The organism is uncultured Anaerobiospirillum sp. (assembly GCF_902485895.1).
Lineage (GTDB): Bacteria > Pseudomonadota > Gammaproteobacteria > Enterobacterales > Succinivibrionaceae > Anaerobiospirillum > Anaerobiospirillum succiniciproducens.
The window spans coordinates 19,675-35,006 of sequence record NZ_CABTML010000061.1 but is presented as its reverse complement, the minus strand read 5'-3'; the positions used below and the strand labels follow the sequence as shown (position 1 = coordinate 35,006).

Below are 15,332 nucleotides of genomic sequence, written 5' to 3'. Positions count from 1 at the left end.
TTGAGCGCAGAACGTTACCATTACATACTTAAAATACATACTATTCGAGCATCCTATTTTCATATTGAATGCGATTAATAGGCTGTTTCTTAATTACTTAGGCAACTCCCCAATGTCAGAAGCAGCAAACAGGCAACAGCAATACGCCATCAAGAAGCACACAGTCTAAAGTAATAAGCCATCACCGCCATCCTACGTTCATTGCAGATATTATGGAAAGAGGCTGCGCTGATACCAACCTATGGCAGATATGAGCCATTAAAGCGGATATATGGACGGCGGCTGCGACCAAATAAGCACGTAGCGGTTACTGAGAAGCTCTTAATGCCCTCATAGCATAAATCACCAATGGCCTTGTGAATGGACTGCAAATTAACTGCAGTGGTAATTACCATTGGCAATCCTTGTGAGCTACGACGACGTAATAACTCGTTAAAGATCTTCTGAGCAAAAGGATCTAAGGCACTGTTGTCAGAGCACAGACCATCTAGAATCAATAAGTCCGTATTGCAAAAAGCATTGAAGCGGCGATTTCGCTCATTTTTGTCTTCAAAACTTTCATTATTTGAATAAAACCAAGTTTTCTTGATGTCATCAAAGGTGGTGAGCATGCTCAGAGGCACATCAGGATGGCGGCCAATTTCTGTCTTGCTATGGGTACGCAGCTGCATAAACTTGTTACCAATAGCATGACAAAGACAGGTTTTACCTGTACCCATATCACCAAAGACTAAGAGCATTTGTGGGGTAACCTGAGGATAAATATTGCTAATAAAGCGCAGTGATAAGGTAAAGGCATCATTGTTGAACTTATCACGATTTAAAGTCGCAAAGTTATACTTAGAATCGACATTACCAGAGCGCTTCATATCCTTAACGAAACGACGATAGTAGTCTTCTTTGCGCTTTCTTACCTCAGCTGCTACCTCAATGGTTTCACGACGACGCATAAGCTCAGCATCACCGGGTCTAACTTCAATATCATCGATATTGATACCAGTGTGCTGTTCAATCTTGCGCAGCAGCATCTCAATTGGAGAGCGTGGACGGGATGAGCTATGAGTTGTAGCATCCTCATCTTGGGTAACTGTCTGTCTTAAATCCTGCACAAAGCCACTATCTTGTGCCGGCACTGCACTTTCACTAGTATCCTTGCTAGTAGCTCCTGAAGTGCCAAAGTCATCATACTCATCATCTGGGTAATCAGGAGTATCAGGATCAGCAAGCAACATCTGGAAGCGAATCTTAAGCTCCATCTCCAAATGCTCAAAGCGTGCACGCTGTGCTTGCAGCCTTTCAATCAGTGCAGCCTGTTGAGGACTCATACCAGGACGAACGGATGGGATTCGATAGAGCTTAGGAACGAGATCATCATAAGGCGTAGTGGTTTGCTCCACAGCAAGACGTGCACCTTCATAGGTTCTTGAAAACGCCATAGCCTTGGCTGCAGGATCATTAACATTTGCCATCTGCTGCGTATTACCATTAAACACTATCTTGGAGCTCTCTCTTTCAAGCGGGACACTCTTAGTGTTTTGGCCATTTGACTGCATGGCAATGGTACGTAACTCATCAGAATAACCTGCAGCATTCGCATCAGCTTTAGCAGTTGCTGCAGCATATGCCATTGTCTGAGTATAAGACTGACTCATGGCCTCATCCGAAGCTACATTAGCTGCTCTAGCAGATCCTGCACTAGAGCTTGCATTAGAGCCACCAGCCACAGCACTGCCCATATCCGCTGCACCTGTATTCTTAGAGGCCTGTTCAAAGCCGCCAGCATAAGCAGCCACAGGTGTCATAGGAATATTGGCTCTAGCTTCATAAGACTCTGGAGCTAACTTAAGCTTCTCTTGCGGTGTACCGCTTGGCTCATCAGTGTTTGAACCTTTGTTATCAGCGCCCGACCAACCATTAGCACCACCAGCGCCATTTGCCAGTCCTTGACCAAACTGACCGCCATGTCCTTGACCAAATTGTCCTGGCTGCATCTGGCCTTGACCAAACTGACCGCCCTGTCCTTGACCAAATTGTCCTAGCTGCATCTGGCCTTGACCAAACTGACCACCCTGCCCTTGACCAAATTGTCCTGGCTGCATCTGACCTTGACCAAATTGACCGCCCTGTCCTTGACCAAATTGTCCTGGCTGCATTTGACCTTGACCTTGGCCATACTGATTTTGCTGAGGCTGAGTGAATTGACCTGGTGATCTTTGAGCAAACTGACCTTGCTGACCGTACTGATTACCTTTGGCTTGCTGATACTGCGCTTGCTGCATGGCTGCATTGGCATTGGCATTTAGATTTGCAGCGGCACTGGCGTTTGGAGACATTGCACCTTGTGCATAAGAAAAATCATCCTGTACGCCTGGAGCCATGATTAAGGATGGGCCAAGCGGGCCAGTAGATATTGGAGCGGCATTAGGCATTGCAGATGGTATTGCTTGCTGATGCGGCGCTTGGCCTACATTGGCGTTATCGATCTGACTAGTGCGCTCAACAATCTGTGGGGTAGCATTGGTGTCAACAAAAGATCCTGATGGTTTGTTGTTATAAGACATTCTCTACCCCCATTTCAGCTTGTATAGCCTCTAGAGTTATAACAGTTGCCAAGCACTAGGCCTATTCATTAGACCAATACTATTAATGCACTCTTAGATCATATCATTTGGCATCAAGCAGACCAAACTAAGCGCTACGATGCTGCTCATCTAGAGCCGCTTTGATTAATCTAGATTCTAAGATCGCTTGCTTTATTGATGAGCAGTAAAGACAGCAAGGGCGTCAGCCTTGATGAAGGAATGACGCCCGTGTCTAGTATTGCATAGCGTCAGCCTTTAATAAGAGTGACGCCCGTGTCTAGTATTGCATAGCGTCAGCCTTTAATAAGAGTGACGCCCGTGATCAATGAATATTAGTTGCTTTAGTACTAATGCATCAGCGCATTAATATAAACAGCTGCTGTAGCCAGAATGATTAAGGCCACGCCAGCTACTAAGGTCTTGAAACTTACTGGTGGAGGTAGACGGTCTACCTGACGCAATGTAATTTCAACTAAGGTCTGAGTGCTTGGAGATGTATTGTAGTACTTAAAGCTATTTAGGATTTCCTTAAAGCGATTGCGCTGACGTGCCAGCTTACGCTTGAAGAAAGAGCTACGACGCTTTTGCACTGCAATAATCTTGCGGCGCTCTTCAGCTTGGCGCTTCTTCTCTTCACGTGAAAGCTTTACCTTGGTACTCTTTTGTACACCATCAGCTTGCATCTGTACTTGAGGAGGATTCTGATTGGTCTGTTCAGGAGCAGGAGCCGTATCTTCAACCTTACCAAAGCTCTGGCCAAATGAGCCAAACTTGCTCTCGTCAATCTTAAACTCTTGCTCAACTGCTGGCTTAACCTTGATACGGTATGGATGACGTAGAGCTATGTTTACTAATACGAGCATAAAGCTAACGTTGTAACGAACTGCCATATCCTGTAAATGCAAGGAGCAGTCAACATACGCGCCCTTTAAGCCTAAGGTACGATTAAAGGCATCTATGACCTTGTACACTGAGCGATTAAAGGCATAGAAGTTATCTATAAGCTGCTTATCATCAGACAGAAGATAGTACTTCTCAAAGTTTTGCGCAATCTGATAGTAGTAAGGCAGTGCATCTTCAATACGACGCAGTGAGTTAATGAAGTAGTCAATATCATCACTCTTCATTCTAAAATACAGACGCTCAATCTTAGCAATAATGCTTCTGAGCTTTTGTACTAACTCACTTGAGTACATGCGACCAAACTCAGTTGCATATAAATGGAATGCATAGTGAGTGATGGAAGCAAGGTTATAGACATAGTCTAAATATAAAGCACGCTCACGAGCCTCATAACAACGCTGACGGAAAGCCTCCATTAAAGAGTTGTTTACGGCTAAAAAGCGTGAGATCTCATCAATGATGTAGTTAGCTGCAGGATTTGGATTAAGCTCTACCTCAGTAAAATCATCATCCATACCATACTCACGGTTAATTGCAGCAATGCGGTCGATAAGATCATTGAGCGCCTCATTTAAGTGGCGATCAAAGCTACCTGCTTGCTTCTTTAAGCTCAGGTTATTGATGATGGTACTACGGGTTAGTCCTGTGTCAGTGTTTTGTAACTTAGTACGGCTCTGCTGAGCCTCCTTGTTTAAAACACCGTGACCAGCGCCTACAAAAGCTCTTGAGTCAAGATTGTCCTCGTTTTCGAGCTTCTCTTTTTCTTGGTTAAGGACGTCAAGCACTTTAGCAAGTAAGAAAGCGCCTTTAACCTTAAACTTGTCACCAATGACTACTTGCACAAAGGCCTGTGTCATTTCCTCATCTTGCAGGCAACGACTGTATAAAGTTGCTGCATCATCAAAACGATCTTCCATCAAAGCAAGAACAGCTAAATTGATGTATGAAGAGAAGTTCTGACGGCTTTGCAGAATCTTGACCGCCTTTTCACGTTCTTTGCGTGATAAATAGTACAGAGCAGCCTTATCGGCTTTGTCAGTAACTACAAACCAGAACATGGCATGGTACATACGACCACGAGCAGACATGAGCTTACTCTTAGCTTGCTCAAGACGGCGTGGTGTTCTTAGCGGCGCCTTCAAGTAAGAAGTGATATCTTGCTCCAGCACCACCTCATTGCCTTTTAAAGACTCTTCCATCATCCGCTTGTAGTTTGCAGACAGGGCTTTGGCCTGAGCCTGTACGCCTAGTCCTAAAACTCGGTACGGATTATCGAGTACCAATGACAACGCCATACTTACAATCCTGTTGTATTACTAACTTAACCTTGCATTAGACAAGCAAGAACCATCACTATACAAGTAAGATTAGACCATTCTTTGACTATATCTAAAGCAAAACGCCATATATTTAAGCACAAGGCAGGCCGTCAAAACAACTAAACTTATTTCCTTGCTGATTTTGTAAAGCTCGTAAGCTAAGGCTAGACACCATGAACATGCATCTTTTCTTGGCAATTACATTGTTGAGAAACTAAAGGTCATGCTATGAGTCGAAGTTGCTCTTTTGTCATTTGCTACAATGAAGAAGCAAAAGTCACAGAACACTTTTCTAACAGGCAAATCAACGTGCTGTATGCATCAAGGAGTACTTATGAAGATCGGTCTTATCATGGAAAACTCTCAGGCAGCTAAGAATGCTCTGGTATACGAAGAGCTATCAAACGTTGCCAAGGCTAATGGTCATGAGGTTATCAATTTTGGCATGTACTCAAGCGAGGACAAGCGTTGCCTAACCTACGTTATGAACGGTCTTTTAAGTGCCTTAGTTTTAAACTGCAAGGTTGTAGACTTTGTAGTAACTGGCTGTGGTACAGGTGAAGGTGCCTGCCTTGCTTGCAATGCATTCCCTGGCGTGCAATGCGGTCATGTGACCAATCCAGTTGATGCCTATCTGTTCACCCAAGTTAACGGCGGTAATGCTATTGCCCTGCCTTATGCACAAAACTTCGGTTGGGGTGGTGAGCTTAACTTACGCTATACCTTTGAAAAGCTTTTTGTATCTCCATTTGGTGGTGGCTACCCTGTAGAGCGTCGCGAACCTGAGCAAAGAAATGCTCGCATCCTTACCGAGGTAAAAGCCATTACTCATCGCCCGCTCATTGATATTCTCAAAGATCTTGATCGTGATTTCGTCAAAACCACCATCGACGATCCAAAGTTTGCTGAGCTCTTCTATCCAAATTGTGCTGATGATGAGATCGCCGCGTTCTTAAAGAGCCTATAGCCACAAAACAAGGCACCGCCTCTTGCAACTGATCATCACTCCATGCAAAGAAAACTTAGTACCAATGACTTGAGGTGCTAATAAGACACTAATGCCATCACAATGCACCTAGTGATTGTATTGACGCCATTAGTAAACCAAGCGTGCGCACGAGCAAGATCGCCTTGTTTATAGGGTTTATGCAAATCTACCTAGTCTATATGACACAAAATTTAAAAAATCTTTAACCAAAAGCTTGCCATAGTACGCTCTCGTGCATATAATGAGCGCACTCACTGAGGATGCTTAGCTCAGTCTGGTTAGAGCATCTGCCTTACAAGCAGAGGGTCATAGGTTCGAGTCCTATAGCATCCACCATTACCAAGCCCGCTTTAGCGGGTTTTGTTGTTTCTGGGCCATGCAAAAAAAAATTTGCTACCCCATATTGGCCATCAAATCGGCCCATAATAGAACAGCAACACTTCATCTTTTTGCCTAAAGCAATCGCCTTTTCTCTTTACTGATTGTGAAAAATGGCCATCCCTCTCTCTCTTAGCTAAGAGTTTCACAAGGCAATCGCCCGAACTTCTTTCCTATTGATGTAAGCCTAGCGTTCTTGCTAGTTTCATGATCTATGCTAAGGCTAAATTCGCTTAGTGGTTTTCTATTGGCACATACGAAAACACCCCACAACCATAATAGCTGCAGGGTGTTTTGTGTTTAGCGTAGTACTCGCCTTAAGCCCTTCTTTGGCTTTTTAGCTTATTCTACGGTGATAACACGCATGGAGTCAGTGTGACCTGATGAGCCCATGGATACACCAAAGGCAATTACCATCTTATCACCTGACTTAACCTGACCCTTGTTGATCAGGAACTTCACAACTTCCTTAAGTAACTCGTCACGATCATTGTAGGCAAGGTTGTCAAAGAAGTATGGGGTTACACCACGGTACATACACATTCTGCGTACAGATGGCTCGTTACGGGAGAATGCATAAATTGGCAGACCAGAACGGTAACGTGACATTAACAGAGGTAAGTGACCACTATCGGTAAAGGCAATCAGGCCATGAATGCCCTCTAAGTGGTTAGCAGCAAACATGGAAGATACAGCGATGGTCTCTTCTGCGTTAGAGAACATTCTGTCAGCTCGGTAGCCAGACTTCTTAACCTGAGACTCAGCACCTTTACATACCTCAGACATGGCACGTACGGTCTCAATTGGATAATCACCAGCTGCAGTCTCAGCTGAGAGCATTACAGCATCGGTACCATCTAACACAGCGTTAGATACGTCCATAACCTCAGCACGAGTAGGCATTGGGCTCTTAATCATGCTTTCCATCATCTGAGTTGCAGTGATAACAGCACGGTCTAAACCACGAGCAAAGTTGATGAGGCGCTTTTGTACAGACATCAGGTTAGCATCGCCGATTTCAACACCAAGATCACCACGAGCAACCATAACTGCATCAGATGCCATTACTACATCACGCATAGCCTCTTCAGAAGCTACAGCCTCAGCACGCTCAACCTTAGCAACGATAGCTGCATTAGAGCCTGCCTCGCGTAACAGACGACGAGCTTCTTCTAAGTCCTTACCGCAACGTGGGAAAGATACAGCAATGTAATCAACTTCTAACTGAGCTGCATACTTGATGTCCTGCTTGTCCTTAGCAGTAAGAGCTGGAGCAGATAAACCACCGCCCTTCTTGTTGATGCCCTTGTTGTTAGATAAAGGACCAGCCACAATTACAGTAGTAACAATGCGAGTCTCTTCTACCTTGGTAACAGCCAGCTGAATACGACCATCATCGAGTAATAACAGATCGCCAGGTTTAACGTCATTAGGAAGATCGCGATAAGTTAAACCTACGCTCTCCTGAGTACCCTCATCAAGATCTAAAGCAGCATCAAGAACAAAGGTATCGCTTGGCTTTAAGAGGATTGGGCCATTCTTAAACTTACCGATACGGATCTTAGGACCCTGTAAGTCACCCATGATAGCTACTGGCATACCGAGGTCAGCAGAGGCCTTACGGATCATCTCAACGCGCTTTTGGTGATCCTCAAAAGTGCCGTGAGAGAAGTTCAGACGAACTACGTTAGCACCGGCGCGAATAAGCTCCTCAATAACACCAGGACGATCGGTTGCAGGACCTAAGGTAGTTACAATCTTAGTTCTGCGTTTTACTGCTGACATATGAAGATCCTCTTAAATATCGGGTTGATGCCCTGCTTAAGCAACAAACAAATCAAATCTGCTAGCATGCATCGAAAAAGCCGACTATAGCTAGGTAAGGTAGCACCTTACCTTATCTGTAGTAGCAGGAAGTGTGTATCATCCAGTAATGAGTCTCAGCGTTGATAGAAAAAGTCTGCCCTTTATGGACTTACTTAGCTACTTTTAGGCTCTAGTACGCTGTGATCTGATAACCTTTCTATTTTAAGAGGGTTGCAAAACTATAGCAAGCACAAGCCCAACAAGCCTGACAGTCTTAGCCCTGTATAAAAGCCAATGGTTATGAATAAACTTGTTGATAGCAACAAGCATCTGTCGCAAAAGTACTCAAAGAAAATGAAAGGCAATGACGTATAGTCTGTCAAGCGGATAAAGGCAACTATAGTCGTATACCACAGTCTAAACCTGGTAGTACTTGTTGTTAACGGCGTTAGCAGCTAGCGTTGAGCATCGTCCACATATTTTAAAAACTTAGCAGGCACACCGCCTACGACTGTATTAGCTGCGACATCCTTGGTGACTACGGCACCTGCAGCAATGATCGCATTATCACCAATAGTGACACCAGGCAAAATGGTTACATGTGAACCTACCCAAACCTTTTTGCCAATATGGATCGCAGCTGGATGATTATCTGCACGACAATCTGGATTAAGATCATGGTTAATGGTGGCCATCACCACGTTAGAGCCGATTAAACAGCCATCGCCAATATAGACACCGCCATGATCTTGGAAATGACAGCCGCAATTGATAAAGACGTTTTCGCCTACAAAAATGTTCTTGCCACACTCAGAATAAAAAGGCGGAAACAGTGTAAAGCTATCAGGTACTTTCTTACCAATTAGCTCAGAAAAGAGCGAGCGCACAGTAGCCTCATCATGATAGCCATTATTTATCTTAGCTGTGATCTTCATGGCCTCTTGAGCTAGCTTATGCATACACTGATGTAATGGCGAACCTGCTTTTGCAACTTCACCATTTCTCAAACTCTCTAAAGCCTCTTGTAAATCCATAAACATCTCCTTAGTTCAAGTCGATCCAACATATTGCAGATCTTAGTTATATATTGCAGTGCACAGTCTTTTAGAGCGCTGCTGTGCTATTATGGTTGTTTTTCAAACAGATGTTAGTAAGCTTTACATTGCTGTTACATATTGCTGTCTTCAAAGACACTTGTTGTAGCACACATAAGCTCATTCAGTTTATAAAATGATTACTGATTACGCTGTACCCTTGCGTCTATCGATCAACGATCCATATAACAACTCAAGCTACAGCTATGCAAACTGATGACTTTTCAAAGAGCAAGCTTGTTCACTAGTAAGGAACTTAGCCACATTTATCACTTGTCTAGTTAAGTTGTTGTTTTGTTTTATGAAGACTATGTCACCACATTTAATCAATAAAGCCGCAACAGGAAAGAGAATTCTTATTCTCGGGGCCTCACTTGAGAATGCTCCATATATACAATACCTGCTAGAACAAGGCTTTAATGTTGTTTGTGCTGACCGCTGCCCTGCTGACTTTAAAGGGCAATTTGATGCATATGGCTCTGCCTTTACGCTATATGCGGTGGACTTTTCCAATGACGATCTCATCGATGAGATCATTACTAAAGAGCAGATTACTCATACCCTAGCTCTTCCCATTGGTCGTGCCTTAATTTGTCTTGGTCGTATCAATGACAAATTTGGCTTTATTGGCCCTTCATACAAAGCTATAGATACTTTAACTAACAAACTATCCTTTCATCGCTTTTGTGAGCTTAATGAGCTTAGCCATGCTCAATACCTAATCGTAGAAGACAACTCAGAGCATGGTTTGCTTGAGTTTTATCATCTGATAGAAGCGCAGCTGCAATACCCCTTTATTATTAAGCCAGCATTCGGCTCAGGCTCAAGTGGTGTTTGTATCATCAACAACCGTCAAGAGCTGCTTTCTTACAAAGTGCCTGAACGCTTTGTAAATAGTCCTTTATTAGTTGAGCAAATCATTCAAGGAAGTGAGTACTCTTGTAATGTTTTTGTGGATGGCTATAGCAAGCCACACTGTATTGGCATGTTTAAAAAAGGACTCTCTAAACCTCCTTACAGACAAGAGGCATGCTACTTTAGCGATGATTACACTGATGCTTTTGACACTGTGTATGAAAGCATGGCCAAAATCTGTAAGAGGCTAGACTTAAGACAATGCTTTATCAATGCAGATGTCATTATCGACCATAACGCACAGCCATATATTGTAGATATTTCCCCACGAATTGGAGGCAACAGCCTACTTAGACTTCTAAGTTTCAATGGCAATCACCCTCTTAGATTTTTTACTGACTGCGTCCTTGGTGATAAGGATGTATTAGTGCAGGAACAAAAGTGCTCGGTAATGCGCTTTTTTGACTTCCAGAATACTTTTACTTATGAGGGCGTAACCTCTCTCAACACAGGCAAAAAATCGGCTCTAGACGGCTCAATTGACTGCTGTTTTAGCCCAGCTGACAAAGCTGACATCATTAGCCTTGTTAATAACCTGCATATTGGCGATCTGCTTGGCCCCATGACGAATGGAAAAGATGTTGCTAGAGGCCATATCTTTGTTCAAAAAGAAGACACAGCTTCAGCCTTTGCTATGACTTCTCAATACCTTGAGGCTTTGACTTAGCTTCCCATTGAGTCAATAGCTATCAGCCCTTTTAGATAAGTTTGCTAAGCGCAACACCATCTAAGCTGTGGTGCATCCGTTACGCTATGACTGTTGTTGCAAAAACAGTCTATCGTGTAATGAGCTTTGTTGGATGTGCTGTACAGAAAAGGACTTAAGGCGAGCCTTGTGCTATTATTAGTTATCTTTGTATAAGACTCACAAAGATCAAACATAAGACGTATGCACTAACAAGCTAGTTTTAGATAACAGCTAAAGACTATGCAATTATTTGCGAGCAACATAGACTCTAGCAACGACTCTAGCTACTAAGGACTTAGTACTTTTACTGAATAGTAATGAATAGCTAAGTTCATCTGCATTAAAAGATTAAACCTCGGTGTTTATCCAATGGCACAGCGAGGTTAGATGCATTGAGCATCTGTAAAACTCTTGGCTTTAACTATTGTCACGATTAGGCTGTCACTTGCCAATTTAGCTTATTATGATTTCCTCTACTCAAACACATACCACGGCTAAAAAGAAGGTACTCATCTTAGGAGCTGCTCTTGAGAATGAGCCTTTTATCAGATATCTGCTTGAGTCTGGATTTCAGCTAGTATGTGTAGATAAAAAGCCTGCTCCACTGGATAAGACTTTGGCGCAATATCATGACGCCTTAAAGATCTATGCCCAAGACTTTTCCGACGATGACACGCTCGATGCAATCATTGCCAAAGAAAAAGTTGACTATACCCTAGCCCTGCCAATTGGTCGCTCATTAGTATGCCTTGGGCGCATCAATGACAAATTTGCATATGCTGGCCCATCTTTTTACGCCATTGACACTCTTACCGATAAGCAAAAGTTTCATCTCTTTTGTGAAGAACATGGCCTTAATCACTGCCATCATCTGCAGCTTGCCTTAGACAATGACACCTCTCTTACTCAAGAGTTAGAGCATATTGAAGAAAGCTTTACCTATCCATTTATTATCAAGCCAACCTTTGGCTCAGGATCTAGTGGCGTTGAGATCATTTCTAGTAGAAAAGATCTGCTTGAGTACCAAATGCCAGCTCGTTTTGACAGCGGCTTAGTACTAATCGAAGAGTTAATTAAAGGCACTGAATACTCATGCAGTTTCGTGGTTGATAATGAAGGCATGCCTCATTGCATGGGCATATTTTCAAAGTACATCTCAAAACCACCATACAGACAGGAGTCTGTATACTTTAGTGACGACTTTTCTGATGAGCTGTCATTGATAGTCCCATCTATAACTACCATCTGTAATGAACTTAAACTAAAGTCTTGCTTTATCAGCTCTGATGTAATCGTGACTAAAGACAAGAAGCCGTTCATTATTGATATTTCACCAAGATTAGGTGGTAATAGTATCGCTACACTGCTCAGTAACAATAACAATCATCCTCTGCGCTTTTTCCAAGAATGCATTATTGATGGCCAAAAACCTGTCATCAACAAGCAAAGATGTGCTGTACTCGCCTTTTTTGACTTTGACAAAGAGTCTACTTATATGGGCGTAACTGACGCTCTTACAGGAAAGAAAAACACAGATGATGATGGCATCGCCTCATGCTTTAACAATGACGAGAAAGCTCATATTATTGAGCTTATCAACGACTTGCATGTAGGCGATGAAATCGGTCCAATGAAAAACGGTGCGGATGTTTACCGTGGCCACATAGTTATTGAGCATGACTCAATAGCTCATGCATATCAGCTTGCTGATAAGTATCTTGCAGCATTGCAATAGCCCATGGGCTAGCCTCATATACATGAGCTGAAAACTAATTTATATTGTTAATTATTTACTAAAGATTATTGTGAGCTTACATATGTCTAACATTATTAGCTACGAACAGTTCGACTGTTGCCCTGTATGCGGATCAAAGCACTACACCATAGGCTCTGAACACAAAGAAATGCTACAAATGTTGCCAATGAAAGCTCAAGACATTGCGCAACAAGATATAGTAAAGTTTACCCCTGCCTTATGTGAAAACTGCGGTCTGTCATTTAATCTTGAAGGCCTTAGCAATCATTCTCGTGGCATTATCTATAAGAACTATCAGTTCTTGAAACCTAGTACTGGTGTAGGCGCTGCAAATTACGTAACTTTCATCAATGAGGTTCGTAAGCACCTTAAATCAAAAGATGATGCTGTAATTGAAATTGGCGGCTATGATGGCTATCTCTTAAGAGAGCTGAGTAAAGATGGTTATCACGATCTAACCTTAATTGATCCTTCTGTACAAACAGATGATGACGATACAGCTTTACAAAATATTGTCTCTATTAACGGCTTTTTCCCATCTGATGATCCTGTCTATAAGTCACGTCATGCTAATAAAGAGGTGCAAGGATCATGTATAGAGCACAATGTTCTTCGTCGCTACAAAGTAGTTGCTGCTAAAGACGTGCTGCAAATGATTGATGATCCTTTAGGCTTCATCAAGGGCATGAATGACATTATGGAGCTTGGCGGTATTGCCGTACTAACCTCTGTACCACTGCATACTATGCACTCGTTGCAATGCGTGCACTTAGGCATTAACGCTTATACCTATATTGCACAGCAATGTGGCTTTACCCTTATAGATACTTATAAGCGCCCTGAAAATGGCTATGTAGTTTATGTATTGCGCAAGGATGTTGATCTAATTGAGGATGCAGACAAGGCTCAAGAGTTTGCCAAGATTCCTCAACGCTCTGCTGAGGATTTTCAAAAAGAACAACAACTACAGCGCGAGCTTATCAAGACCAACGGCCAATTTGGACAGAAGGCTGCAGCATACCTTAAGTCGGTGGTCAAACCATATGTTGAACAAGGTCAAGAGATTGTTATTTACGGTACAGGCTTCTACTCGTTTTGTATTCTAGATACGCTCAATTTAGATATGAGCAAAACTAAGCTTACCTTAGTAAACTCATCACAAGAGCAGGATGGATTCCTATTCATGTTGCCAAGCAGAGAGACTATTGCAGTCCACTATGCAAAACGTGAACTATCTAACCGCCATATACATCTGCTTATCTTAGGCATTATGTCACCACTGTTCAAAGCCGAGATTGAAAGCTTCTTAAAAGAGATTAACTGCAGCTGTGACCAAATCATTTATCTGCCAGACCATGATGCCTAAAGGAAATTTTAGGCACTTAACATAGCAATATGTATAAGTAATGCCTCATACGCTTAGGCGCTACGGAAGCGTCACCACAGCGTTGTGGTTTATCAAGGCTTACAGCCCACATCGGTTGTAAACACAATTACATCAATATTTATACAGCCACACAAGAGTATTAAGTGCTGAATACTTATATGCTAAGTGGCTGATAGTTGGCCATATAACAATGCGATCTGCTTTTTCATCTGCTGAATGTCCATCGATTATTCAATACGAGCACCTCAACAGCTGCCCTCTGTGCGGTTCACATAACTATACAAAAGGATCCGTACATCGTGAGATCCTGCAACCTGCAGCACTGCCTGCTAATTTAATGCATTTACAAGGCAATGTATCTTTCGTATCTGCCTTATGTGAAGATTGCGGTGCCTCTTTTAATCTTGAGGGGCTTAGTGATGAAACTAGAATTACTCTAAGCAAGAACTCTTATGCCTTTTTAAAGCCAAGCCAAGGTGTAGGCGTATCTAACTATAATGATTATCTAGATATAATCATGCAGTATCTTCCGCATAAAAACCAGCGTTTTGCCGAGATCGGTGGTTATGATGGCTATACTCCAGCTACTTTATCTAAGCATGGCTATACAGATTTAAGCTTAATTGAGCCATCTCCTCAAATCGACAATAGCTTAGTTGAACAAGGCAAAGTAAAGCTCTATAAGGGATTTTTCCCTGAGGCTGATCCAGTGTGGTCATACCATGAGCTTGAATACTCTGAGCGTAAGGAGCATCTTTATGATGTTATAGCCGCACGTGATGTCTTTCAGATGCTCGGCGATCCTTTGCAGATGCTTAAATCAATTAATATTTGCCTTAAAACCAATGGCTTTGCTATTTGCTCATCAGGCGATATTGACGTAATGCATCCGCAACAAAAACTGCACTTAGGTCTTAATGCATATCGTACTATGGCACGCGCTGCAGGTTTTACTATTGTAAAGACAATAAAACCACACAGATACTCCACCGTATTTTACGTAATGCGTAAAGAAGTAGACTTAGTATCGGATGGACAAGCTGCAAAAGACTTTTGTGCTGCCGCCCCATGCTCAAAAGAAGATTTTGATAAAGAACAAATAAAACAGCGTGAGATTGTTCAACGCACTAGACAAACTGATGCAGAGGCCTTAAAGAGATTAAATGATGCAGTAACCAAGCACCATAATCTTGACCATGAAATAATCCTATACGGCACTGGCTATACCTGCTCAGAGCTGATGGCCAACATACAAATTCCACTATCTAAGCTTAATTTGACTATAGTAAATTCCAATAAGTTCGAAGATGGCTACCTATACTTACGCCCAGATGATCAGACAAATATAGTCCACTATGCTGGAAGCTATCTAAAAGACAAACATATCCCGCTTATTATTCTTGCCGTGCGTAGTAAGCCCTTTAAACAAGAGATTGAACAACTGCTTAAAAGCATTAACTGTCAATGTGACGAACTGTTATTTATCTACGATAACGACTAAAGGCTGCACATCAGC

The 15,332-nt window shown here is 42.6% G+C and carries 8 protein-coding genes, 1 tRNA gene and 2 pseudogenes; 6 read left to right on the top strand and 5 right to left on the bottom strand.

What is annotated here, in order from left to right:
* Positions 1 to 239 precede the first annotated feature (239 nt).
* On the bottom strand, positions 240 to 2,561 hold the full coding sequence (locus RDO37_RS04915; protein ID WP_308498311.1) for a hypothetical protein: 2,322 nt from the start codon (positions 2,559 to 2,561) through the stop codon (positions 240 to 242).
* Positions 2,562 to 2,929: 368 nt separating this feature from the next.
* Positions 2,930 to 4,780 carry a hypothetical protein gene (locus tag RDO37_RS04910; protein WP_308498310.1) on the bottom strand — a complete coding sequence of 617 codons (1,851 nt, stop codon included), beginning with the start codon at positions 4,778 to 4,780 and terminating at the stop codon, positions 2,930 to 2,932.
* A 358-nt stretch (positions 4,781 to 5,138) separates the two neighbouring features.
* Here RDO37_RS04910 and RDO37_RS04905 point away from each other — a divergent pair, with 358 nt between their 5' ends.
* On the top strand, positions 5,139 to 5,771 hold the full coding sequence (locus RDO37_RS04905; RefSeq protein ID WP_027939150.1) for an RpiB/LacA/LacB family sugar-phosphate isomerase: 633 nt from the start codon (positions 5,139 to 5,141) through the stop codon (positions 5,769 to 5,771).
* Between the two features lie 279 nt (positions 5,772 to 6,050).
* Positions 6,051 to 6,128, top strand: a tRNA-Val gene (locus RDO37_RS04900).
* Between the two features lie 384 nt (positions 6,129 to 6,512).
* Here the strand turns inward: RDO37_RS04900 and pyk are convergent.
* The 3 genes and pseudogenes from pyk to RDO37_RS10840 form a co-directional block, all read right to left on the bottom strand.
* The gene (pyk, locus tag RDO37_RS04895; RefSeq protein ID WP_308498309.1) at positions 6,513 to 7,955 is read right to left on the bottom strand and encodes a pyruvate kinase; all 1,443 of its coding nucleotides are present in this window, start codon (positions 7,953 to 7,955) and stop codon (positions 6,513 to 6,515) included.
* A 500-nt stretch (positions 7,956 to 8,455) separates the two neighbouring features.
* Positions 8,456 to 8,611, bottom strand: a pseudogene (locus RDO37_RS10845) (DapH/DapD/GlmU-related protein); the annotation flags it as partial.
* A 72-nt stretch (positions 8,612 to 8,683) separates the two neighbouring features.
* Positions 8,684 to 8,911 (bottom strand): annotated as a pseudogene (locus RDO37_RS10840) (sugar O-acetyltransferase); the annotation flags it as partial.
* A gap of 460 nt (positions 8,912 to 9,371) precedes the next feature.
* Between RDO37_RS10840 and RDO37_RS04885 the strand changes: the two are divergent.
* The 4 genes from RDO37_RS04885 to RDO37_RS04870 all read left to right on the top strand — a co-directional run bounded on the left by RDO37_RS04885 (position 9,372) and on the right by RDO37_RS04870 (position 15,317).
* Positions 9,372 to 10,652, top strand: coding sequence for an ATP-grasp domain-containing protein (locus tag RDO37_RS04885; RefSeq protein WP_308498307.1), 1,281 nt, complete (start codon positions 9,372 to 9,374; stop codon positions 10,650 to 10,652).
* A 484-nt stretch (positions 10,653 to 11,136) separates the two neighbouring features.
* Entirely contained in the window at positions 11,137 to 12,408 is a 1,272-nt protein-coding gene (locus tag RDO37_RS04880; protein WP_308498306.1) for an ATP-grasp domain-containing protein, read from the top strand.
* An 82-nt stretch (positions 12,409 to 12,490) separates the two neighbouring features.
* Positions 12,491 to 13,795: a methyltransferase domain-containing protein gene (locus RDO37_RS04875; protein WP_308498305.1), complete on the top strand. Its 1,305-nt coding sequence runs from the start codon at positions 12,491 to 12,493 to the stop codon at positions 13,793 to 13,795.
* 211 nt (positions 13,796 to 14,006) lie between these two features.
* Positions 14,007 to 15,317, top strand: coding sequence for a methyltransferase domain-containing protein (locus RDO37_RS04870; protein WP_308498304.1), 1,311 nt, complete (start codon positions 14,007 to 14,009; stop codon positions 15,315 to 15,317).
* Positions 15,318 to 15,332: the final 15 nt, after the last annotated feature.